Here is a 23,334-nt window from a genome sequence, read left to right on the forward strand (position 1 = left end):
GTACCGATAAAATGGCAGAGAAACGCAATATCTTTCTGGTTGGGCCTATGGGTGCCGGCAAAAGCACTATTGGGCGTCAGTTAGCTCAACAACTCAATATGGAATTTTACGATTCTGATCAAGAGATTGAGAAACGAACCGGAGCTGATGTGGGCTGGGTTTTCGATGTAGAAGGCGAAGAAGGTTTCCGTGACCGAGAAGAAAAAGTGATCAACGAACTCACGGAAAAACAGGGCATCGTTCTGGCAACAGGCGGCGGTTCTGTGAAATCTCGCGAAACCCGTAACCGTCTCTCCGCCCGTGGCGTAGTGGTCTATCTTGAGACGACCATAGAGAAACAGCTGGCACGTACGCAGCGCGATAAAAAGCGCCCGCTGCTGCAGGTTGAAACGCCACCACGCGAAGTTCTGGAAGCGTTGGCCGATGAACGCAATCCGCTGTATGAAGAGATTGCCGACGTGACCATTCGTACTGACGACCAGAGCGCTAAAGTGGTTGCAAACCAGATTATTCATATGCTGGAAAGCAACTGATTCTGGCTTTATATACACTCGCCTGCGGGTAAAAGCATTAAAGGTGGATGTCGCGTCATGGAGAGGATTACAGTTACTCTCGGGGAACGTAGTTACCCTATCACCATCGCGGCTGGTTTGTTTAACGACCCAGCTTCCTTTTTACCACTGAAAGCGGGTGATCAGGCGATGCTGGTCACCAATGAGACGCTGGCTCCGCTTTATCTCGACCGCGTACGCCACCTGCTTGAGCAGGCGGGCGTAAAAGTCGACAGTGTGATTCTCCCCGATGGCGAGCAGTATAAAAGCCTGACGGTACTGGATACCGTCTTTACCGCATTGCTGCAAAAACCGCACGGTCGCGATACAACACTGCTTGCCCTGGGCGGCGGTGTTGTGGGCGATCTGACCGGCTTTGCGGCCGCAAGCTATCAACGTGGCGTCCGTTTTATTCAAATCCCGACCACGTTGCTGTCCCAGGTCGACTCCTCTGTGGGTGGCAAAACGGCAGTCAACCATCCGCTCGGCAAAAACATGATTGGCGCGTTCTACCAGCCCGCATCGGTGGTGGTGGATCTCGATTGTCTGAAAACGCTGCCGAAGCGCGAACTGGCTTCTGGTCTGGCGGAAGTGATCAAATACGGCATTATTCTCGATGGCGAGTTCTTTAACTGGCTTGAAGAGAATATGGATGCGCTGCTGTGCCTGGATGAGGCTAAACTGGCATACTGCATTCGTCGTTGTTGTGAACTGAAAGCAGAAGTTGTTGCAGCAGACGAGCGTGAAACGGGCTTACGTGCTTTACTGAATCTTGGGCATACGTTTGGCCATGCCATTGAAGCCGAGATGGGTTATGGCAACTGGCTGCACGGTGAAGCCGTCGCGGCCGGTATGGTCATGGCTGCCCGCACCTCTGAACGTCTGGGGCAGTTTAAACCTGAAGAGACGGCACGCATTATTGCGCTGCTTGAGCGTGCAGGTTTGCCGGTAACCGGGCCGCAGGAGATGTCGGCGCAAGCGTATTTACCCCACATGATGCGCGATAAAAAAGTATTGGCAGGTGAGATGCGTCTTGTACTCCCGCTTGCAATAGGGAAGAGTGAAGTGCGCGGCGGAGTGCCGCACGATGTCGTTCTTGGCGCTATCGCTGATTGTCAGCAGGCGTAACAACTAGAAAGGTCAGGCCACTGTCGCAGGTGGTCGTTTAGCTTCAGGTGAAATGCAAAGTCGTTAGCATAAGCCTTTGAGTGGGGTGTTAAATGGATGAATTCAAACCAGAAGACGAGCTGAAACCCGATCCCAGCGATCGTCGTACTGGTCGTTCTCGTCAATCTTCAGAACGTGATAACGAGCCGCAGATCAACTTTGACGATGTTGATCTGGATGCAGACGATCGTCGCCCTTCGCGCAGCCGCAACGCGCACGAAGAGCGAGCAGAAGAGGATTATGAGTCCGAAGAAGATTCAATGGACGAACAGCCTGTAGAGCGTCGCCCGCGTAAACGTAAAAAAGCCGCTGCGCCTAAACCGGCTTCCCGCCAGTACATCATGATGGGCCTTGGCGTTCTGGTGCTTGTGCTGCTGATTGTCGGCATTGGCTCCGCGCTTAAAGCACCGTCAACGAACTCAACCGAGCAAACAGCTTCCGCTGAGAAGAGCATCAACCTGTCCGGTAACGATGCGACCAATCAGGCGAATGGCGCACAGCCTGCACCGGGTGCGACTTCCGCAGAGCAGACCGCAGGTAACACCACAGCGCCGCAGGATGTTTCTCTGCCGCCCGTTTCTTCAACCCCTGCTCAGGGTCAGGCACCTGCTACGCCTGAAGGCCAGCAGCGCGTAGAAGTTCAGGGTGACCTGAACAATGCGCTGACGCAGCCGCAGAACCAGCAGCAGGTTGATAACGTCGTGGTTAACTCCACGCTGCCAACCGAGCCGGCAACCGTTGCCCCGATTCGCGGTGGTAACGCACAGCCGCAAACGGCCGCGACGGAAACTAAACCGCGCCAGACGCAAACTGCGACGCGTCCTGAACGTAAGCAGGCGGTGATTGAGCCTAAGCGTGAAACCAAACCTCAGGCAGTCGTCAAAGCGCCTGAAGTGAAAGCCGTACCGGCACAGCCGAAACACACCGAAACGGCTGCGGTGAGCGAGCCTGCTAAAGCGCCAGTCACTCAGACCGCGCCGAAAGCAACAGCGACCACAACGGCACCAGCTGCCACAGCTGCGCCTGCAGCAACGGCTCCAGCAGCCACGGCAACAGCCTCCAGCGCCACAGCAGGCAAAACGGCAGGTAACGTTGGCTCGCTGAAGTCTGCGCCATCCAGCAACTACACCCTGCAGCTGAGCAGTTCGTCTAACTATGACAACCTCAACAGCTGGGCGAAGAAATCAAATCTGAAAAACTACGTTGTTTATCAGACGACCCGCAACGGTCAACCGTGGTATGTGCTGGTCAGCGGCGTTTATTCGTCCAAAGATGAAGCGAAACGTGCCGTAGCGGCACTGCCAGCTGATGTTCAGGCAAAAAATCCCTGGGCGAAGCCGATTCATCAGGTTCAGGCCGATCTGAAGTAATGTTCAAAGCGCAGGATGCTGTCGGAGCTTTCTCCACAGCCGGAGAAGGTGTAATCAGTTAGTCAGCATGAAAAAAAATCGCGCTTTTCTGAAATGGGCAGGGGGGAAATACCCCCTGCTCGATGATATTAAAAAGCACCTGCCAAAAGGCGAGTGTCTAATTGAGCCTTTCGTGGGTGCGGGATCGGTGTTCCTCAACACCGATTTTTCTCGTTATATCCTGGCGGATATCAACAACGACCTTATCAGCCTCTATAACATTGTTAAGCTGCGTACCGAAGAGTATGTCGCAGAGGCGCGCAAGCTGTTTACGCCGGAGAATAATCACCCGGACGTTTACTACCAGTTCCGCACTGAGTTTAATCAGAGTCAGGATCCGTTCCGCAGAGCGCTGCTGTTCCTCTATCTCAACCGTCATGGTTACAACGGCCTGTGCCGCTATAACCTGCGCGGGGAATTTAACGTGCCGTTTGGTCGCTATAAGCGCCCGTATTTCCCGCAGGACGAGCTGTATCACTTTGCCGAAAAAGCACAGAACGCAGAGTTTCATTGCCTCTCTTATGAAGAGTGTATGGAACTGGCAGGCGTCAACTCGGTGGTTTACTGTGACCCGCCTTACGCACCACTGTCTGCAACGGCGAATTTCACCGCTTATCACACCAACAGCTTCAGCCCGGCCGAACAGGCTCGTCTGGCGGAGATGGCGGAAAAGCTGGTCAGCAAAAGAATTCCGGTGTTAATTTCGAATCACGATACCCCTGATACGCGCGAATGGTACAAAGCCGCGAAGCATTTTCAGGTCAAAGTGCGGCGTAGCATTAGCAGCAACGGCGGCACACGTAAAAAGGTGGACGAACTTCTGGCTCTTTATCGCCCCTGAGCCGTTTTGCCCGCCGGTAAACACATTTCAAGGAGAAGCGGATGAAACAGTTTTTGATTGCTCCCTCAATTCTGTCGGCCGATTTTGCCCGCCTGGGTGAAGACACCGCCAATGCTCTCGCGGCTGGCGCAGATGTCGTCCATTTCGACGTTATGGACAACCACTACGTCCCTAACCTGACCATTGGCCCAATGGTGCTCAAGGCATTGCGTAACTATGGCATTACCGCCCCGATCGACGTTCACCTGATGGTGAAGCCAGTCGATCGCATCGTGCCTGACTTCGCCGCAGCGGGTGCCAGCATCATCACTTTCCATCCGGAAGCCTCTGAACACGTGGACCGCACGCTGCAGCTGATCAAAGAGAACGGCTGTAAAGCAGGGCTGGTGTTTAACCCGGCCACGCCGCTGAGCTATCTCGACTATGTCATGGACAAGCTGGACGTGATCCTGCTGATGTCCGTTAACCCGGGCTTTGGCGGTCAGTCATTTATCCCCCACACGCTGGATAAGCTGCGTGAAGTGCGCCGTCGTATTGATGAGTCAGGTTACGATATTCGTCTGGAAGTGGACGGCGGTGTGAAAGTGAATAACATTGGTGAAATTGCGGCAGCGGGCGCGGATATGTTCGTTGCAGGTTCGGCAATTTTCGACCAGCCGGATTACAAAAAAGTCATTGATGAAATGCGCCGCGAGCTGGCGAAGGTAAGTCATGGATAAATTGCAGGCAATTCGGGGTGTGGCATTCGACCTCGACGGCACGCTGGTCGACAGCGCGCCGGGCTTAACGAGCGCCGTAGACCAGGCGCTGTACGCGCTCGAACTCCCCGTTGCGGGGGAAGAGCGCGTCGTCACGTGGATTGGCAACGGCGCCGATGTTCTGATGGAGCGCGCGTTGACGTGGGCTCGCCAGGAGCGCGCGTCGCAGCGTTCCGCGCAGGGTAAACCGAGCGTTGACCACGCTGACATCCCTAAGGATGAGCAGCTGCGTATTCTGCGCAAACTGTTCGATCGTTTCTACGAAGAGACCGTCGAGGAGGGCAGCTTCCTGTTCCCGGACGTTCAGGAAACGCTGAGCGCGCTGCACGCGAAGGGCATCCCGCTTGGGCTGGTGACCAACAAACCGACGCCGTTTGTTGCGCCTCTGCTGGAAGCGCTGGATATCGCGAAGTATTTCTCCGTGATTGTGGGCGGCGACGACGTGCAGAACAAAAAGCCGCATCCGGAACCGCTGTTGCTGGTGGCAGGAAAATTATCCTTAACCCCTGCGGAGCTGCTCTTTGTCGGGGATTCGCGCAATGATATTCTGGCTGCCCGAGCGGCAGGGTGTCCTTCCGTCGGATTAACCTATGGCTACAACTACGGTGAGGCCATCACGCTAAGTGAGCCGGACGTGGTCTTCGACCACTTCAAAGATTTGTTGCCCGCACTCGGGCTTTCGCACAGTGAACATCAGGAATTGAATAATGACTAAGCCCATCGTTTTTAGTGGCGCACAGCCTTCAGGTGAATTGACCATTGGTAACTACATGGGTGCGTTACGTCAGTGGGTCAGCATGCAGGATGAGTACCATTGCATTTACTGCATCGTCGATCTCCACGCGATTACCGCGCGTCAGGATCCTGAGAAGCTGCGTAAAGCCACCCTGGATACGCTGGCGCTGTACCTGGCCTGCGGCATCGATCCTGAGAAGAGCACCATTTTCGTTCAGTCTCACGTGCCAGAGCACGCGCAGCTGGGCTGGGCGCTGAACTGCTACACCTATTTCGGCGAGCTGAGCCGCATGACGCAGTTCAAGGATAAATCCGCACGCTACTCTGAAAACATCAACGCCGGTCTGTTCGACTATCCGGTGCTGATGGCGGCAGACATCCTGCTGTATCAAACCAACCAGGTGCCGGTAGGTGAAGACCAGAAGCAGCATCTGGAGCTGAGCCGCGATATCGCCCAGCGCTTTAACGCGATTTACGGCGATGTGTTCAAAGTGCCAGAGCCGTTTATTCCGAAGTCCGGCGCGCGCGTGATGTCGCTGCTGGAGCCGACCAAGAAGATGTCCAAGTCTGACGATAACCGCAACAACGTTATCGGCCTGCTGGAAGATCCGAAATCCGTCGTCAAAAAGCTCAAGCGCGCGGTCACCGACTCCGACGAGCCGCCTGTTGTGCGCTACGACGTGCAGAACAAAGCGGGCGTTTCCAACCTGCTGGATATCCTTTCCGGCGTGACTGGCCAGAGCATCCCTGAACTGGAAAAACACTTCGAAGGCAAGATGTACGGCCACCTGAAAGGTGAAGTGGCAGACGCCGTTTCCGGCATGCTGACCGAGCTTCAGGAGCGTTATCATCGCTACCGTAACGACGAAGCTTTCCTGCAGAAGGTGATGAAAGACGGCGCGGAAAAAGCCAGCGCGCGCGCGTCCGAAACCCTGAAAGCGGTATACGAAGCGATTGGGTTTGTTGCGAAGCCGTAAGTCTGCTTGCCGGGTGGCGGCTTCGCCTTACCCGGCCTACGGACAGTGTAGGTCGGGTAAGCGTTAGCGCCACCCGACAAAGAAACCGCTCAGCACCAAAAAAAAACCGGGATATCCCGGTTTTTTTACGCCTGAAAAACGCTTACTGCTGCGCCGCCGGGCCGCAGCCGCCGATGATCTTCGAAATGGAGATCGCCGGGTGCAGCAGGTAATCGTAGCTGCAGTTATTTTTGGTGTTCTGTACGTGACCGGTGCAGGCAGTCAGAGTCGATAACAGGCCAACCAGAACGGCGGCTTTTGCCAGTTTGAACATACGCATTCCTTGTCTTAAAAACGAAAGTTGGATGTAACTCAAGGGAATAAAGGGAGAAATTCCACTTCGGGGCGGTATGTTATCGACAGCAGTAAGAGGGGAGTAGTCCGCATAAGGACTACTCCGCAAAGGAAGAGTATGCGTTAGTGATTTGAGAACCAGTTCAGCTTATCGCGCAGTTCAACCACGCGACCCACCACAATCAGCGCCGGGCTTTCGACCTGCTGCGCCAGTTCACCGAGCTGCGTCAGTACACCATCCACAACGCGCTGTTTGATGGAGGTACCGTTTTCCACCAGCGCAACCGGCATATCAGCCTCCATGCCGTGCTCCAGCAGCTTCGCCTGAATCGTCGCGGCCTGATTCAACCCCATGTAGAACACCAGCGTCTGCTTTTCGGCGGCCAGGTTATGCCAGTCCAGCTCGCAGCCGGTTTTCAGATGGCCCGTCACCAGACGCACGCTCTGGGCATAGTCGCGGTGGGTCAGCGGAATGCCAGAGTAAGCTGAGCAGCCGGATGCCGCCGTAATGCCCGGCACCACGGAGAACGGAATGCCCGCGTCACACAGGGTTTCCAGCTCCTCGCCGCCGCGACCAAAGATAAACGGATCGCCACCCTTAAGGCGCACCACGCGCTTACCTTTCTGCGCCTCGCGCAGCAGGATCTGGTTAATCTCCTCCTGCGGCACGCAGTGGTAGCCCGCCCGTTTGCCGACGAATACGCGGTCGGCGTCGCGGCGCACCAGGTTCATGATGTCATCGGAGACCAGGCGATCGTAAACCACGATATCGGCCTGCTGGATCTGCTGCAGTCCTTTCAGCGTCAGCAGGCCCGCATCGCCGGGGCCTGCGCCCACCAGCACCACTTCGCCGCGATGGTCCAGCGGCTCGCTCAGGAGCCGTTCGGTCGTCTCTTCAACGGCCTTGGTGTCCTGATTCGCCAGCGACTGCGCCAGCCTGTCGTTCACAAAGAATTTTTCCCAGAAGCGGCGGCGCTCGCCCACGGTGGAGAAAGTTTGCTTCACGCGGGAGCGGAGCTGCCCGGCATAATGCGCAATCTGACCAAGGTGCTGGGGCAACAGGGCTTCCAGTTTTTCCCGCAGCAGACGCGCGAGAACCGGTGAGCGTCCGCCGGACGATACTGCAATCATCAGCGGCGAGCGGTCGATAATCGACGGCATGATAAAGCTGGCCTCTTTCGGCGCATCCACCACGTTGCAGAAAATTCGGCGCGCTTCGCAGGCGTCGCTAACGCGCTGGTTCACTTCATCGTTATCCGTCGCGGCGATGGTCAGCCAGCAGGTATCCAGCAGGGATTCATTAAACTCACCTTGTTCCAGCGTGAGCATCCCTTCCTGAGCCCAGACCTCAAACTGTGGGGCAAAGGCGAGGGCGTTGACGGTGAGCCGGGCGCCAGCCTCTAACAGCAGGCGCGCTTTGCGTTCAGCCACGTCGCCGCCGCCCACGAGCAGGCAGTCGCGGTTGCGTAATTGACAAAAAATCGGCAGGTGATCCACGACGTTACCTCGCAGCATTCATGGAGGGGGGAAGAATTGACGTCAGGATAACAGCAGGGATCGTACAAAACATACGGTTTTTCCTGCCGTTACCCATAAGGAGTCATAAGCTCTTCATATTGAAAAGGCGAGGGGATTAGCCTTTCAGCTGCACCTTGCCGTCCTTCACGCGAACGTCATAGTGCTTCACTGAATGACTCTCATCTTCCATGCAGTATCCGTCGCTTAAGCGGAAACGCTGCTTTTTCAGCGGGCTGGCGACCCACAGTTGGCCCTGATGCTCGGCAATCAGTCCGCGGGAGAGCACGCTGGCCTCGAAGAACGGGTCGATATTGCTGATCGCAAAAACCTGTTCATCGTGGCGAGGGCGGAAAATCGCAACCTGCTCGCTGCCCAGCAGCGCGCATACGCCGGTGGCCGGGATGATGTCGTTAATATCGCAAATGTTTATCCACTGGCTCATGCGTTTTCCTCCACCAGCGTGACCGGAATACGTTCATACGGCGTCGCCGGACGATGCTGTTCACGCTCCGGCACAACCTGTACGTTCGGGTCGCGCTGGGTGCTGTTGATAAAGTGTTTGAAGCGCGTCTGCGCCGCCGGAGTGTTGACGGTTTCCGTCCACTCGCAGATCACCGCCTCGCGAAGGCGCGCCATCTCGGCTTCCAGATGTTCGTTCAGGCCCAGCTTGTCGTCGATGATGACCGATTTCAGGTAGTCGATGCCGCCTTCCAGGTTATCGAGCCAGGAAGCGGTACGGGTCAGCTTATCGGCGGTACGGATGTAGAACATCATGAAGCGGTCGAGATACTGAATCAGCGTGTCGCGATCGAGATCCGCCGCCAGCAGGTCCGCGTGGCGTGGCTTCATCCCACCGTTGCCGCAGACGTACAGGTTCCAGCCTTTCTCGGTGGCGATGATACCCACGTCTTTACCCTGCGCTTCCGCACATTCGCGGGTACAGCCGGAGACGCCAAACTTCATTTTGTGCGGGGTGCGGATGCCTTTGTAGCGGTTTTCCAGCTCCACGCCGAAGCCCACGCTGTCGCCGACGCCGTAGCGGCACCAGGTGCTGCCCACGCAGGTTTTCGCCATGCGCAGCGCTTTGGCGTACGCGTGGCCGGTTTCGAAGCCGGCTTCAATCAGCTGACGCCAGATTTCCGGCAGGTCGCCTTTCTGCGCGCCAAACAGGCCGATACGCTGGGAGCCGGTGATTTTGGTGTACAGGTTAAATTCACGCGCAATACGACCCACGGCCACCAGCCCTTCCGGCGTGATTTCGCCCCCGGCGGAACGGGGAATAACGGAGTAGGTGCCGTCTTTCTGGATGTTGGCCAGGAAGTTGTCGTTGGTGTCCTGCAGCGGCGTATGCTCGGGCTTGAGCACGTACTCGTTCCAGCAGGAGGCCAGCAGGGAGCCGACGGTCGGCTTACACACTTCGCAGCCGTAGCCCTGGCCATGCTTCGCCAGCAGTTCGTCGAAGGACTTAATGCCCTCCACGCGGATCAGGTGGTACAGCTCCTGGCGAGAATACGCGAAGTGCTCGCACAGGTTGTTGTTCACTTCGATGCCCTGTTTCGCCAGCTCGGCGTTCAGCACCTGTGTGACCAGCGGAATACAGCCGCCGCAGCCGGTACCGGCTTTGGTTTCGGCTTTCAGGGCCGCCACGGTGTGGCACCCTTTGTTGATGGCGGAGATCAGCATGCCTTTGGTGACGTCGAAGCAGGAGCAAATCTGCGCGCTATCCGGCAGTTTATCCACGCCGATAGACGGCTTGCCGCTGGACGCGTGCGCCGGGAGGATCAGCGCGTCCGGGTTTTCCGGCAGCTCGATGGCGTTCAGCACCAGCTGGAGCAGGTTGCCGAAGTCGCTGGTGTCGCCCACCAGCACCGCGCCGAGCAGAGTTTTGTTGTCCTGGCTAACGATGAGGCGTTTATAGACTTCTTTGCTTTCGTCGAGATAGACATAGCTGCGAGCGCCGGGCGTGCGGCCATGCGCATCGCCAATACCGCCCACGTCCACGCCCAGCAGCTTCAGCTTGGCGCTCATGTCTGCACCGGTAAACGCGTTTTCGCTGCCGAGGATATGGTCCACGGCGACCTGCGCCATTTTGTAGCCCGGCGCCACCAGGCCGTACACGCGGTTGTTCCAGCTGGCGCATTCGCCGATGGCGTAGATATCCGGATCGGAGGTCTGGCAGGTGTCGTTGATCATGATCCCGCCGCGCTGCGCCACGGCCAGACCGCACTGGGTCGCCAGCTTGTCGCGCGGACGAATACCGGTGGAGAAGACGATGAAGTCCACTTCCAGCTCGCTGCCGTCGGCAAAGCGCATGGTTTTGCGCGCTTCAGTCCCTTCCTGAACGATCTCTTTGGTGTTTTTGCTGGTGTGAACCTTCACGCCCATACTTTCGATTTTACGACGCAGCTGGTCACCGCCCATATGGTCCAGCTGTTCGGCCATCAGCATCGGGGCAAATTCGATGACGTGGGTTTCAACGCCGAGGTTTTTCAGTGCGCCAGCCGCTTCCAGGCCCAGCAGACCGCCGCCGACCACCGCACCGCGACGGCTTCGACGGGCGCAGGATTCGATGGCGTTGAGGTCTTCAATGGTACGGTAGACGAAGCAATCCTGAGTTTCCGAGCCTTTGATCGGCGGGATCCACGGATAGGAGCCCGTCGCCATGATCAGCTTGTCGTAAAAAACCGTACGCCCGGCGCTGGAGTGGATCACTTTTTCCTGACGGTTGATGGTGATAGCGCGTTCGCCCACCAGCACTTTTACGCCATGCTTCTCGTAGAAACCTTCACGCACCAGAGAGAGCTCTTCGGCGGTATGATGGGAGAAGTAGGAAGACAGGTGCACACGGTCGTACGCCTTGCGGGGTTCTTCACAGAACACGGTAATATCGAACTGCTCAGCATCGGCCTTATCGAGAAGATCCTCAATAAAGCGGTGGCCGACCATGCCGTTACCGATGATAGCGAGTCTGACTTTGCTCATTATTGCCTCGATTTCTTTTCTATTATTGCCTACCTTAACGATTCAGCAGGGGCGCTTATTGATGCAAATCAAATACGTCTTCGCCTACTCCTTAGGTGGTATGCGACTGATTTGTCAGGATTTTTATAAGTGGCGGAAATCGCAGGCTTTTCGTGCTCGTTGAATTTGTGTACAAATCAGGGGCGGTTTTCAAAAATCGATACGCCTGAATATCAGCGGCGTTTTTTAGGGGAAGGGTATGTCTACAACACCGTTATGGCTTGTTCAGAATGTTCGTTTACCGGGTCGGGAAGGGCTGTGGCAGCTTGCCATTGAGAACGGGCGATTCGGTGACATCACCCCGATGGACGACACCCACGCCGAAAGTTATGAAGTATTGAACGCGCGCGGCGGGCTTGCTATCCCGCCGTTCATTGAGCCGCATATCCATCTTGATACGACCCAGACCGCGGGTGAGCCGAACTGGAACCAGTCCGGCACGCTGTTCGAAGGCATTGAGCGCTGGGCGGAGCGCAAGGCGCTGCTCAGCCATGAGGATGTGAAAGCGCGCGCCTGGAAAACGCTGAAGTGGCAAATTGCCAACGGCATCCAGTTTGTCCGCACCCATGTGGATGTCTCCGACCCGACGCTCACCGCCCTGAAGGCGATGCTGGAGGTGAAGCAGGAGGTTGCCCCGTGGGTGACGCTGCAAATCGTCGCGTTCCCGCAGGAAGGTATTCTCTCTTACCCGAACGGCGCGGCGCTGCTGGAAGAGGCGTTAAAGCTGGGGGTCGACGTGGTGGGGGCGATCCCGCACTTCGAGTTCACCCGCGAGTATGGCGTGCAGTCGCTGCACATCGCTTTTGAACTGGCGAAGAAGTATGACCGTCCGCTGGATATACACTGCGATGAAATCGACGACGAACAGTCGCGGTTTGTCGAGACGGTGGCCGCGCTGGCGTATGAAGCAGGTATCGGCCCGCGCGTGACGGCCAGCCACACCACCGCCATGCACTCCTACAACGGCGCTTACACCTCGCGGCTCTTCCGTCTGCTGAAAATGTCGGGGATTAACTTCGTCGCTAACCCGCTGGTCAATATTCATCTGCAGGGGCGCTTTGATGACTATCCGAAGCGCCGCGGCATCACCCGGGTGAAAGAGCTGCAGGAGGCGGGCATTAACGTCTGCTTCGGTCATGACGACGTCTTCGACCCGTGGTACCCGCTCGGCACCGGCAACATGCTGCAGGTGCTGCATATGGGGCTGCACGTCTGCCAGATGATGGGCTATCCGCAAATCGACAGCGGCCTGAATCTCATCACCCATAACAGCGCCCGGACCTTTGGCCTGAGCGATTACGGCATTAAGACGGGGAACCCGGCGAACCTGATTATTCTGCCTGCGGAGAGCGGGTTTGAAGCGGTGCGCTGCCAGGTGCCGGTGCGCTGGTCGATTCGTCAGGGACGGGTGATTGCCACAACGCAGCTGGCGCAGACGTGGATCCAGACGGACGTCGGGGGAGAAGAGGTAAGCTTTGCCAGAAACAGCCCCTCTGCCGAGCGCAAAGGGGCGTAGGGGTTAGTGAGACGCTGCCGCCGCGTTGTGCTGGCGGTGGCGGGTCACGAAGCCCAGGATGAAGCACATGATGAATACCACGGCATACAGACCGTTAGCGGTGTGCAGCGCCGCCAGCGGGCCGCTGTGGGCCACGATCGGGCCCGTCACCACGAAGGTCAGCATGGTGCCGATGGTGCCGCAGGTCAGGACGAAGTTAACCAGCTTCGGCGAGGCCACTTTGGTCTGCAGCGAACCCAGGGTGATGATCGAGGTATAAATGGCGCTGGAGAAGAAGCCCAGGGTCAGAATGAACCACGGCATATGTTCCGGTGAACCGTTGATGAACAGGTACATCAGTACGGTCGCCATACCTGCCAGCACGGTCAGAATGCGCTGCAGGTCGAAGAAGCGCAGGATAAAGCTAAACGCCCACATGCCGAACATGTAAGACATCCAGAAATCGCTCACCAGTTTACCCGCATCGTTCAGACTCATGCCCAGACCTTTAGCATACTCCGGTACCCAGGAGATAAAGCCCAGCTGGCCCAGGATGTAGCACAGGGCGGCAACGGAGAGGAACAGCACGCCAATGCCCCACTTTTCTTTCGCAACGGGCTCTGCGGCGGTTTGCGCTTTCTTGCCCAGCACCGGGAACTCGCAGCCGAAGGTCAGAATAAAGATCGCCACGTAGACCAGGCCGATGCAGGCATAAACCCAGTACCACTCAATGCTGCGCGCCAGCAGAATGGCCGCGACCATCGGGAAAATCATTCCGGCCATGCTGAAGAAGGAGTCGGTAAACAGCAGACGCGCGCCGCGCTGGCGGCCTTCATACATGTGGGTAATCAGGAACGTACCGATCGACATGGTGATCCCGCTGACCAGACCAAGCACGAACATCGCGGCGGAGAACAGGGCGATGCTGTGGCTCAGCATCAGGCCCGCCACGGCGGCGATCATCAGCACAAAGCCAAAGCGCAGCTGGGTTTTCAGCGGGACGATTTCCATCAGCCAGGCATTCAGGAAGATAGAGATGAGGATCCCTGCGTTGAGGAAGGTGAAGGTATTACTCATGCTGGAAACGGGCAGCTGGAAGTAGTCTGCGATATTTCCCATCACCATCCCGGTGACGATCACCAACGCGCCGGTCAGGGCGTAGGAGAAGAAGCTGATCCATGTGAGCTTGATGCGATTGCTGTTAGTCATGTCTGGCCTGTTCAGAAAAAGAAAAGCGCCCAGGGGGCGCTGATAGCGGGCAGATTTTAGACATTAAAGTGATCCATTCATATCTTTTAAGAGAAATTAGAAGTTCATTGCATGGGTTTGTGTGATCGTGATCACACAAAAGGGCGCGAAAGCCAACCGTTTGCGCGGTTACAACTGTTTCAATTTCGTAAAATTAGGTAAAAGGCTGGTCTCCGTTCATACTGCTCTTTAGAATCAAGCCATTCGCTTTTTATACTGCGCTTTGTTAAGGAATTCTCATGCTCAAATCAACACTGGCGGCTGTCGCAGCTGTGTTTGCTCTTTCTGCCGTTTCCCCTGCTGCGCTGGCAGCCAAAGGGGACCCTCACGTTCTGCTGACCACCTCCGCCGGGAACATTGAGCTGGAACTGAATAGCCAGAAAGCTCCGGTTTCTGTGAAAAACTTCCTCGACTACGTGAACAGTGGTTTCTATAACAACACCACCTTCCACCGCGTGATCCCGGGCTTTATGGTGCAGGGCGGCGGCTTCAACGAGCAGATGCAGCAGAAGCAGCCTAACCCGCCTATTAAAAACGAAGCGGACAATGGCCTGCTGAACAAGCGCGGCACCATCTCCATGGCGCGTACCGCGGACAAAGACAGCGCGACCAGCCAGTTCTTCCTGAACGTGGCGGATAACGCCTTCCTCGACCACGGTCAGCGCGACTTCGGCTATGCCGTTTTCGGTAAAATCGTGAAAGGGATGGACGTGGCCGACAAGATTTCTCAGGTGCCTACTCACGACGTCGGTCCGTATCAGAATGTGCCGTCAAAACCGGTGGTTATTCTCTCCGCGAAAGTTCTGCCGTAATCTTCTTAAATACGGGCGATCCTCGCCCGTGTGATTTAGCCCTCCCTGCGAAAGCGCGTTTTGCTGCTTATACTTGTGGCAAACGGACTATTCAGGGAGGCGTTAAGTGAAAAAACTCACCGACAAGCAAAAATCCCGTCTCTGGGAGCAGCAGCGTAACGTCAATTTACAGGCCAGTTGTCTCCTTGAAAAAGGTAATGGTCCCTCAGAACCCCATATTGAGACGCTGGAGCTTGGGCCTTCCGCGCCCGGGTTGCCCCATCTGTGCCTTATTCATCGTCATTTGTACCGCAGCGAGATGAAGCGGGCTGGCGAACTCCGTACCGACGATATTTTTAAAGGTGACATTCCCTTCTGCCATTTTGAGTACATCGAGAAGATGGGCAACGAGCTGATGGCGGCGCTGGAAAGCGAAAAGTATCTTGTGGGTCTTGAGAAAGCGGCGTTTGTTGACCGGGTTAGCCACTATTACTGCGAAATCAACATGCTACATCCGTTTATGCGCGGCAACGGTATCGCCCAGCGCGTTTTCTTCGAGCAGCTGGCGCTCCACGCGGGCTACGCGCTGGACTGGCGCGATATCGATCCCGAGCAGTGGGTGGCGGCTAACCGAAGTGGCGCAACGGGAGATTTAACCGCGTTAAACGCTATCTTTGCCAAAGTAGTGAGCGAAGCGCGGGAATCTGAGTAGAATAGGGCGGCATTTTTTTCGGGAGCCGCCATGATTCTGCTGATTGATAACTACGATTCCTTCACCTGGAACCTTTACCAGTATTTTTGTGAACTGGGTGCAGAGGTGGTTGTCCGCCGCAACGACGAGATCCATCTCGACGATATCGACACGCTGGCTCCGCAGAAAATCGTGATTTCTCCGGGGCCGTGTACGCCGTCGGAGTCGGGGATTTCTCTGGATGTGATCCAGCACTATGCCGGCAAGCTGCCGATCCTGGGCGTCTGCCTGGGCCATCAGGCGATTGCTCAGGCGTTTGGTGCCACCATCGTGCGCGCCGCGAAAGTAATGCACGGTAAAACCTCTCCGGTCACCCACGCCGGCTCCGGGGTATTCACGGGGCTCAATAATCCGTTAACCGTGACGCGTTACCATTCCCTGGTGATTGACCCGTCGACGCTGCCCGACTGCTTTGAGGTGACCGCCTGGAGCGATACGCAGGAGATTATGGGGATTCGTCACCGCGAATGGGACCTCGAAGGCGTGCAGTTCCACCCGGAAAGCATCCTCAGCGAGCAGGGGCACGCGCTGCTGGCGAATTTCCTCAATCGCTGAATATCTGTTGCCTTGCTGTGATTTTTTATGCATATTTTGTGATTATATTTTCACAATCACTGTGACATAAAATGGATGGTCATGACATGGCAACTGAACAACCAGCAATTACCCGCGCGACATTTGATGAAGTGATCCTGCCGATTTATGCACCGGCTGAGTTTATCCCGGTGAAGGGAAAGGGCAGCCGCGTCTGGGATCAGCAGGGTAAAGAGTATGTGGATTTCGCGGGCGGTATTGCGGTCACGGCGCTGGGTCATTGCCATCCCGCGCTGGTGGAGGCGCTGAAAACCCAGGGCGAAACCCTGTGGCACACCAGCAACGTGTTCACCAACGAACCGGCGCTGCGCCTGGGGCGTAAGATCATCGATGCCACCTTCGCCGAGCGCGTGCTGTTTATGAACTCCGGCACCGAGGCTAACGAAACCGCTTTTAAGCTGGCGCGCTACTACGCCACCACGCGCCACAGCCCGTACAAAACCAAAATCATCGCCTTCCACAATGCCTTCCACGGACGCTCCTTCTTTACCGTTTCCGTTGGCGGCCAGCCGAAGTATTCCGACGGGTTTGGCCCGAAACCGGCCGACATCGTCCACGTGCCGTTTAACGATCTGCATGCCGTGAAAGCGGTGATGGACGACCATACCTGCGCGGTGGTGGTCGAGCCGATCCAGGGCGAAGGCGGCGTGACCGCAGCGACGCCGGAATTCCTGAAAGGGCTGCGCGCGCTTTGCGACGAACATCAGGCGCTGCTGGTCTTTGATGAAGTGCAGTGCGGGATGGGGCGTACCGGCGATCTGTTCGCGTATATGCACTACGGCGTGACGCCGGATATTCTGACCAGCGCTAAAGCGCTCGGCGGTGGTTTCCCGGTGAGTGCGGTACTGACGACGCAGGAGATCGCCTCCGCGTTCCACGTCGGCTCTCACGGCTCTACCTACGGCGGTAACCCGCTGGCGAGCGCCGTGGCGGGCGCCGCATTCGACATTATCAACACGCCGGAGGTGTTGAACGCCGTGAGCGCGAAGCGCGAGCTGTTCGTAAAACACCTGCAAAAGATTGATGAGCAGTACGACGTGTTCAGCGAAATTCGCGGGATGGGGCTGTTGATTGGCGCCGAGCTGAAGCCGCAGTACAAGGGCCGCGCGCGTGATTTCCTGCACGCCGCCGCGCACGAAGGGGTGATGGTGCTCAATGCCGGGCCGGACGTGATGCGCTTTGCGCCGTCGCTGGTGGTGGAAGACAAAGACATCGTAGAGGGGTTAACCCGCTTTGCCGCGGCGGTCGCGAAGATCGTTAAAGGCTAATACTCGGTTCGCTTTAACCGGCGCGTTAACCAAATCCCGTGATGCGGACGCTGACGCCATGCCACCGACGAAATGGTGTGCATGGTGTTCAGATGCCCGAGAACGCGCTGCAAATGCTGCTCCAGCGTGCTCATTGGCCCGTGGGTTAACGTCTCTGGCGCTTCCAGAATGTTTGAGTCGCCTGACTCGCCCGGCGCGTCATACTCCAGACGCTGCTGACACCTCTGCAACGCAATTTCACACGACTGCAAATAGCGCTGCGCCAGATCCGGCGTCAGCATAGTGTGCTCGCGCGCCAGCGTGGTCATGGCGTTAATGTGCTCGACGATAAACTGGCTGTGCGTCACCCAGAGCTTCATGTCTGCCAGATAGTGCGAGTTAAAGCCCGGCTCCTGCATCGCCTGGTTGAGCGAGTTAAACAGGGCGTTGTGCGCCTGGTTGACCTTCATCCGCTGATAGGCCAGCGGCGAGGGCTGCGGGTCGTCGCTCAGGATCAGGCGAATTGCCTGCTGGTCGGCTTCCAGCGCGTCGTGGGCGTTCTGGCGCAGCAGTCCGCTTTGCCACTGCGGCCACAGCCAGACCATGCCGCCAAAGGCAATCAGGCAGCCGATCAGGGTATCAATCAGCCTGGCGACAATAAACTGTTCGCCATTGAGCGTGAGCAGCTGCAGGGTATATACCGCCGTCACCGTAAAGCCTACCATCGCCCAGCCGTAGTTTTTGCGGATAATCAGGTAGCTCACCAGCGTAACCGCCAGCATGCCTGCCAGGGTATAGCCTTCCGGCACGTGGAAGTGCAGCGTCACGCCCGCAATGATCAGCCCGGCCATCGTTCCGCCAGCCCGATGCAGAATACGCACCCGCGTGGCGCCGTAGCCGTTCTGGGTAACAAACAGCACGGTCATTAAGATCCAGTAGGGTTTCGGCAGGTGTAGCGCCATGCCCATCAGGCTGGCGGTACTGAGCATCACGCTAATCCTTGCGGCGTTGCGCAGTGCGGACGATTTAAGAGAAAGATAGCTTTTGAGGGCGGGCAATAGCGGAAGCCGTTTCTGCTTATCCGCCATCAGGTCACGGGGATAAAGCGGGCGCTGCGTGCGCAACACGCGGGCGATGCGGCTGAAGTGCCAGGCGGCAAACTGGCCGACGGGGTTATCCGGATGCTGACGGGCGATTTTCTCCAGCGCGCCCAGCTGCTTATCCATATTAAAGCGCGTGGGATAGCGGTGGTAGAGAATATCGTCGGCCAGCACCCGCAGGCGTGCCGAGACGGTCTGCGCGTTCCAGCGGATCACCGCTTCTGCGTGGCTGCGCTCGACCAGCTTTTGCACTTCCTGCGGGTGGTGAAGGCTCACGGAGATATGCTCCTGCAGATCCAGCCCGACCTGGAAGGTGCGCAGCAGCCGTTTGTACTCGTGGTTCTTGTTGGCGGCGAGCATATGCAGCTGCTGATAGCACTGGCTTATCAGATCCACCACCTTCTGCTGGCGCGTCAGCAGCGGCGGTAAGGACTTTTCCGGATCGGTATGCTGGGTGAGCAGGGTGTATTTGGCCTCGCAGTAATCCGCAAGCTGCACATAGAGCAGGCTCAGGGATTCACGCAGCGGCTGTTCGCGCCACAGCCAGAACCAAAACCAGTTAAACAGCCCGTACCATAATGTCCCCAGGGCGTAGATCAGCAGCGGCTCCCACACCGGCATATTCCCGGCGAGGCTCAGTGTGAAAATGGCCGCAATCAGCGAGGCGGGAAGCAGGCGGGCATGCAGCGAACTGATTTCCGCCGTCACGCCGAGGGTCATCGCCAGCACGGTCAGGATCAGCGGCAGCGGGATATCCCGGGCAAGCAGAAGCTGCACGGCGAGGCTACAGCCCGCAAACAGGCAGCCGCCGATAATCAGGCGTTTGAAAAAGCGCTTATGCGGCGTGTCCAGACCGGCGATGTTGCAGCAGGCGGGCACGAGGGAAAACAGCAGGCCTTGCTGAAGATGTCCGAGGATCAGACCTATGGCCACAGGAAGACACAACACCAGCGTTTGTCGCAGTGCGTAGTTAACTTCCGGGTGATAGATCAGCCTGCGCCACATGGGGAGTAGAGACAAAAACGGCGTGACACCTTGCGATGGCACGCCGTTTAAGCGGAATTAACGCGTTCCGTAGACCACGATGGTTTTACCGTGGGCGGAGATCAGGTTTTGATCTTCCAGCATTTTCAGGATACGGCCCACTGTTTCACGGGAGCAACCGACGATCTGACCAATTTCCTGACGGGTAATTTTAATTTGCATGCCGTCCGGGTGGGTCATGGCATCTGGCTGTTTCGCCAGGTTCAGCAGGGTCTGCGCGATACGGCCGGTAACGTCCAGGAAGGCGAGGTTACCCACTTTTTCTGACGTGACCTGCAGACGGCGCGCCATCTGGGAAGAAAGACGCATCAGGATGTCAGGGTTAACCTGAATCAGCTGACGGAATTTCTTGTAAGAAATTTCAGCCACTTCACATGCTGTCTTTGCACGAACCCAGGCGCTACGTTCCTGGCCCTCTTCAAACAGGCCCAGTTCACCGATGAAATCGCCCTGGTTCAGATAAGAAAGGATCATCTCTTTCCCTTCTTCATCTTTGATCAGCACTGCCACCGAGCCTTTAACGATGTAATACAACGTTTCCGCTTTTTCACCCTGGTGAATCAGCGTGCTCTTTGATGGGTACTTATGAATGTGGCAATGAGACAAGAACCATTCGAGAGTCGGGTCTGTTTGCGGTTTGCCAAGCACCATGCGCTGTTATCCTCTGTTATAAGCTGTCACCAGAGTCATCAGATGCATCCGGACTCTGGGGTTGCAATCGAATTCTTACCCATACCCTGGGAAGTCGGCTACCGTAACGTTTCGCAGCCAGTAAAGTTTGATGTCCTCTGCATACATGTGTAACGTCAATGTATTACTGTAGCATCCAGAGTGTTTTAGCATAGCTTTCGCCGCGTGTCTCCTGGTGTCTCGCTTCAGCATGATGCAGGTCGCCTTCCATTGCGAGAAATGTAACGCACGCGTAATCTGTCACCAAAAATGCAACGTTGGAGTTTAAGAATATGCAAGCGCGCGTGAAATGGGTTGAAGGTTTAACGTTCCTGGGCGAGTCCGCGTCAGGACACCAGATTTTGATGGACGGTAACTCCGGCGATAAAGCGCCAAGCCCAATGGAAATGGTGCTGATGGCGGCAGGGGGATGCAGCGCAATTGACGTGGTGTCGATTCTGCAAAAAGGTCGTCATGACGTGGCGGATTGTGAAGTCAAACTCACATCAGAACGTCGCGAAGAGGCGCCACGCCTGTTCACCCATATTAACCTGCACTTTGTGGTCACCGGTAAAGAGCTGAAAGACGCGGCGGTCTCGCGTGCGGTTGACCTGTCTGCGGAGAAGTACTGCTCTGTGGCGTTAATGCTGGAGAAAGCGGTAAAAATCACGCATTCGTATGAAGTGATCGAGGCTTAATCTTTTGGCGGGTGGCGCTTCGCTGACCCGCCCTACAAAAGCACGACCGTAGGCCCGGTAAGCGCAGCGCCACCGGGCAAAACAACTCACGCGATCTGCTTCCCTTCCATCAGTCGCTCCACCAGCGGCGTCATGATGAGCTCCATCGCCAGCCCCATTTTTCCGCCCGGCACGACTAACGTATTCATGTGCGAAATAAACGAACCCTGCAGCATGGCCAGCAGCCACGGGTAATCAATACCGTCGAGATTGCGGAAATGGATCACCACAAAGCTCTCATCCAGAGACGGGATGCTTTTAGCGGCAAACGGGTTGGATGTGTCCACCGTCGGCACGCGCTGGAAGTTGATATGGGTGCGGGAGAACTGCGGCGTCAGGAAGTTAATGTAATCCTCCATGGAGCGCACCACGGAGTCCATCACCGCTTCGCGAGAATGGCCGCGCTCGCTCATGTCGCGCGTCAGCTTCTGGATCCACTCCAGGTTAACGATAGGGACCACGCCGACCAGCAGATCCACGTGGCGCGCCACGTCGTGTTGAGGTGTGACCACGCCGCCGTGCAATCCTTCGTAAAACAGGACGTCGGTAGGTTCCGGCAGCGGCTGCCACGGGGTAAAGGTTCCCGGCACCTGATTCCAGGGAACGGCTTCATCATAGGTATGCAGATATTTGCGGGACTGCCCTTTGCCGCTCTGACCGTACTCAATAAAGGTTTGTTCCAGCAGGCCGAAGTCATTGGCTTCCGGGCCGAAGTAGCTGATGTGTTTACCCGAATCGCGCGCCTTACGGATGGCCATGTCCATTTCCGGACGCGTGTAGCGGTGAAAGCTATCGCCTTCGACCTCCGCCGCACGGAGATTCAGCTGGGCGAAAATCTTGCGAAATGCGAGGCTGGTGGTGGTGGTTCCCGCACCACTCGACCCCGTAACGGCAATAACCGGATGTCTGGCAGACATAGCAACTCCCTGACTGAAAAGGGTGGAAGATCAGCCGTGAAACGCGTTGCGGGGCATGATATTGACCGTCTCATGCAGTTCTGACCACACCAGCACCACGTCGCCGCTTTTCAGCTGGCGCTTAACATCGTTGACCTTTTGCTCAAGCGAGCGTTCCTGTTCACCATAATCGGTGCCTTCGCGTAATACAAAGCTTTCAATCAGATTATCGAGCGTTTCGGGAGCCAGATCCTGCCAGGGAATAATCATTTTACACCCTCCAGATAAGGGGTTAGCCAGTCAGGAATTCGCGCCTCAAGCCACATTTTCGGGCGGCGCAGCGTGCCGCCGATAAACCCGACGTGGCCGCCGTGCTCGGTCAACTGATAGTGAACGTTGTCGGGCAGGAACTCCTGAGCGGGGATCGAGTGATGATCCATAAACGGATCATCTTTGGCATGAATGATCAGCGTCGGCTGCGTGATCTTGCTGAGCAGCGGCATGGCGCTGCACTGACGATAATAGTCAATCGCATCGGCGAAGCCGTGGATTTTCGCGGTGATCAGGTCGTCGAACTCGCGGATACGGCGCACCTTTTTCAGCTGGCGCAGGCTTACCGGCAGGGTATCCGGGTAGGCCTTCAGCTTACGCGCCGCATTGGCCTTCAGAAGGTTGAGCAGGTAGCGCTGATAGACACGGGAAAAGCCTTTATCCATGTGGTAGCTGCACTGCTCCAGCATAAACGGCGCGGAGACAATGACGGCGGCATCCAGCGGTACGCTTTCGCCCTCTTTGGCCAGCAGACAGGCCAGCATATTTCCGCCCAGCGAGTAGCCCACCGCGGCGGTTGGCACGGTGCCAAAGTTGTCCCGCAGCCAGTGTAAAAACCACGTTCCGTCTTCGGTTTCACCCGAGTGATAAATGCGTTTCTGACGATTCGGTTCGCCGCTGCAGCCGCGAAAATGCATCACCACGCCGAGCCAGCCGCGCGCTTTTGCCGCCTCAATTAATCCATGCGCATACGGGCTGTGCAGGCTGCCTTCCAGACCGTGGAAAACCACCAGACGCGGCTTATGGCGGGCCTGTTCAGGCGCTTCGCTCCAGGCGAGATCCAGAAAATCACCGTCTGGCAGGTCAAGCCGTTGCCAGTGCGGGGTGAACTGAACCTTGCGGCGGATCAGTCGCGGCAGCATGGTCTGCAAATGGGGATTGGCCACGCCGCGCATAGGCACGAACTCAGTGCTGTCTTCGGCCGCAATGTCGAAGTCTGATGGAATGATTTGGGTCATAAGCGCGATGCTGATTCTTGTCAGAAATTTACGGTACTTTCCGAATTGTACCCCGTTTAGCCTGGTTTTCCGAAACATGAACTGATCCCGATCACAAATCTTTACCTTGATTATTACTCTCAGGCTAATGATTCCGCTCTACGCTTAATTGATGCCTTTCTCA

At 56.7% G+C, this 23,334-nt stretch carries 23 protein-coding genes; 13 read left to right on the forward strand and 10 right to left on the reverse strand.

The window, feature by feature from the left end:
- Positions 1–11 precede the first annotated feature (11 nt).
- The 7 genes from aroK to trpS all read left to right on the forward strand — a co-directional run bounded on the left by aroK (position 12) and on the right by trpS (position 6,438).
- The gene (aroK, locus tag P346_RS03105; RefSeq protein WP_003861630.1) at positions 12–533 is read left to right on the forward strand and encodes a shikimate kinase AroK; all 522 of its coding nucleotides are present in this window, start codon (positions 12–14) and stop codon (positions 531–533) included.
- A 57-nt stretch (positions 534–590) separates the two neighbouring features.
- The gene (aroB, locus tag P346_RS03100; protein WP_032662280.1) at positions 591–1,679 is read left to right on the forward strand and encodes a 3-dehydroquinate synthase; all 1,089 of its coding nucleotides are present in this window, start codon (positions 591–593) and stop codon (positions 1,677–1,679) included.
- 92 nt (positions 1,680–1,771) lie between these two features.
- A complete protein-coding gene (gene damX / locus P346_RS03095; protein WP_032662282.1) occupies positions 1,772–3,088 on the forward strand; it encodes a cell division protein DamX in 1,317 nt (438 codons plus the stop codon).
- Positions 3,089–3,155: 67 nt separating this feature from the next.
- On the forward strand, positions 3,156–3,968 hold the full coding sequence (dam, locus tag P346_RS03090; protein WP_023309480.1) for an adenine-specific DNA-methyltransferase: 813 nt from the start codon (positions 3,156–3,158) through the stop codon (positions 3,966–3,968).
- A 41-nt stretch (positions 3,969–4,009) separates the two neighbouring features.
- Positions 4,010–4,687 carry a ribulose-phosphate 3-epimerase gene (gene rpe, locus P346_RS03085; RefSeq protein ID WP_008503032.1) on the forward strand — a complete coding sequence of 226 codons (678 nt, stop codon included), beginning with the start codon at positions 4,010–4,012 and terminating at the stop codon, positions 4,685–4,687.
- Positions 4,680–5,441: a phosphoglycolate phosphatase gene (gene gph / locus P346_RS03080; protein ID WP_024907924.1), complete on the forward strand. Its 762-nt coding sequence runs from the start codon at positions 4,680–4,682 to the stop codon at positions 5,439–5,441. Before rpe ends, gph begins: the two co-directional genes overlap by 8 nt.
- Positions 5,434–6,438 (forward strand): tryptophan--tRNA ligase, encoded by a 1,005-nt coding sequence (trpS, locus tag P346_RS03075; protein WP_032662284.1) that lies wholly within the window; start codon positions 5,434–5,436, stop codon positions 6,436–6,438. The genes gph and trpS overlap by 8 nt, the downstream gene beginning before the upstream one ends.
- A gap of 142 nt (positions 6,439–6,580) precedes the next feature.
- Here the strand turns inward: trpS and P346_RS03070 are convergent, their stop codons facing one another.
- From P346_RS03070 to nirB, 4 genes are all read right to left on the reverse strand, one after another.
- Positions 6,581–6,751 (reverse strand): YhfL family protein, encoded by a 171-nt coding sequence (locus P346_RS03070; protein WP_008503029.1) that lies wholly within the window; start codon positions 6,749–6,751, stop codon positions 6,581–6,583.
- Positions 6,752–6,894: 143 nt separating this feature from the next.
- Positions 6,895–8,268 carry a siroheme synthase CysG gene (gene cysG / locus P346_RS03065; protein ID WP_032662286.1) on the reverse strand — a complete coding sequence of 458 codons (1,374 nt, stop codon included), beginning with the start codon at positions 8,266–8,268 and terminating at the stop codon, positions 6,895–6,897.
- Positions 8,269–8,404: 136 nt separating this feature from the next.
- Positions 8,405–8,731, reverse strand: a complete 327-nt coding sequence (nirD, locus tag P346_RS03060) for a nitrite reductase small subunit NirD (RefSeq protein WP_032662287.1) — start codon at positions 8,729–8,731, stop codon at positions 8,405–8,407.
- Positions 8,728–11,271 (reverse strand): nitrite reductase large subunit NirB, encoded by a 2,544-nt coding sequence (gene nirB / locus P346_RS03055; RefSeq protein ID WP_032662288.1) that lies wholly within the window; start codon positions 11,269–11,271, stop codon positions 8,728–8,730. Before nirB ends, nirD begins: the two co-directional genes overlap by 4 nt.
- A gap of 238 nt (positions 11,272–11,509) precedes the next feature.
- On the opposite strand from nirB, the gene P346_RS03050 reads away from it, so the two are divergent.
- The gene (locus tag P346_RS03050) at positions 11,510–12,826 is read left to right on the forward strand and encodes a cytosine deaminase (RefSeq protein WP_032662290.1); all 1,317 of its coding nucleotides are present in this window, start codon (positions 11,510–11,512) and stop codon (positions 12,824–12,826) included.
- Positions 12,827–12,829: 3 nt separating this feature from the next.
- Here the strand turns inward: P346_RS03050 and tsgA are convergent, their stop codons facing one another.
- Positions 12,830–14,014, reverse strand: a complete 1,185-nt coding sequence (gene tsgA, locus P346_RS03045; RefSeq protein ID WP_032662292.1) for an MFS transporter TsgA — start codon at positions 14,012–14,014, stop codon at positions 12,830–12,832.
- Positions 14,015–14,292: 278 nt separating this feature from the next.
- On the opposite strand from tsgA, the gene ppiA reads away from it, so the two are divergent.
- From ppiA to argD, 4 genes are all read left to right on the forward strand, one after another.
- Positions 14,293–14,865, forward strand: a complete 573-nt coding sequence (gene ppiA, locus P346_RS03040) for a peptidylprolyl isomerase A (protein WP_023309471.1) — start codon at positions 14,293–14,295, stop codon at positions 14,863–14,865.
- 106 nt (positions 14,866–14,971) lie between these two features.
- Positions 14,972–15,556, forward strand: coding sequence for a putative adenosine monophosphate-protein transferase Fic (locus tag P346_RS03035; RefSeq protein ID WP_032662293.1), 585 nt, complete (start codon positions 14,972–14,974; stop codon positions 15,554–15,556).
- A 30-nt stretch (positions 15,557–15,586) separates the two neighbouring features.
- Entirely contained in the window at positions 15,587–16,150 is a 564-nt protein-coding gene (pabA, locus tag P346_RS03030) for an aminodeoxychorismate synthase component 2 (protein ID WP_032662295.1), read from the forward strand.
- Between the two features lie 86 nt (positions 16,151–16,236).
- On the forward strand, positions 16,237–17,457 hold the full coding sequence (argD, locus tag P346_RS03025) for a bifunctional acetylornithine/succinyldiaminopimelate transaminase (RefSeq protein ID WP_193743818.1): 1,221 nt from the start codon (positions 16,237–16,239) through the stop codon (positions 17,455–17,457).
- Here argD and P346_RS03020 read toward each other — a convergent pair.
- A complete protein-coding gene (locus P346_RS03020; RefSeq protein WP_032662299.1) occupies positions 17,454–19,541 on the reverse strand; it encodes a YccS/YhfK family putative transporter in 2,088 nt (695 codons plus the stop codon). The genes argD and P346_RS03020 overlap by 4 nt on opposite strands.
- A gap of 57 nt (positions 19,542–19,598) precedes the next feature.
- On the reverse strand, positions 19,599–20,231 hold the full coding sequence (gene crp, locus P346_RS03015) for a cAMP-activated global transcriptional regulator CRP (RefSeq protein WP_000242758.1): 633 nt from the start codon (positions 20,229–20,231) through the stop codon (positions 19,599–19,601).
- Between the two features lie 311 nt (positions 20,232–20,542).
- On the opposite strand from crp, the gene P346_RS03010 reads away from it, so the two are divergent.
- Complete coding sequence (locus P346_RS03010) at positions 20,543–20,947, forward strand: OsmC family protein (protein WP_032662302.1); 405 nt, start codon at positions 20,543–20,545, stop codon at positions 20,945–20,947.
- Positions 20,948–21,033: 86 nt separating this feature from the next.
- Here P346_RS03010 and P346_RS03005 read toward each other — a convergent pair whose 3' ends face one another.
- Genes P346_RS03005 through P346_RS02995 form a run of 3 tightly spaced genes read right to left on the reverse strand, consistent with a single transcriptional unit; the run spans position 21,034 to position 23,171 of the window.
- Entirely contained in the window at positions 21,034–21,903 is an 870-nt protein-coding gene (locus P346_RS03005; RefSeq protein WP_032662303.1) for a phosphoribulokinase, read from the reverse strand.
- 30 nt (positions 21,904–21,933) lie between these two features.
- Positions 21,934–22,152 (reverse strand): YheU family protein, encoded by a 219-nt coding sequence (locus P346_RS03000; RefSeq protein ID WP_008503016.1) that lies wholly within the window; start codon positions 22,150–22,152, stop codon positions 21,934–21,936.
- A complete protein-coding gene (locus P346_RS02995; protein WP_032662305.1) occupies positions 22,149–23,171 on the reverse strand; it encodes a hydrolase in 1,023 nt (340 codons plus the stop codon). Before P346_RS02995 ends, P346_RS03000 begins: the two co-directional genes overlap by 4 nt.
- Positions 23,172–23,334 lie beyond the last annotated feature (163 nt).

Origin of the sequence: Enterobacter sp. DC1 (assembly GCF_000568075.1) — a bacterium.
Classification (GTDB): Bacteria; Pseudomonadota; Gammaproteobacteria; order Enterobacterales; family Enterobacteriaceae; genus Enterobacter; species Enterobacter asburiae.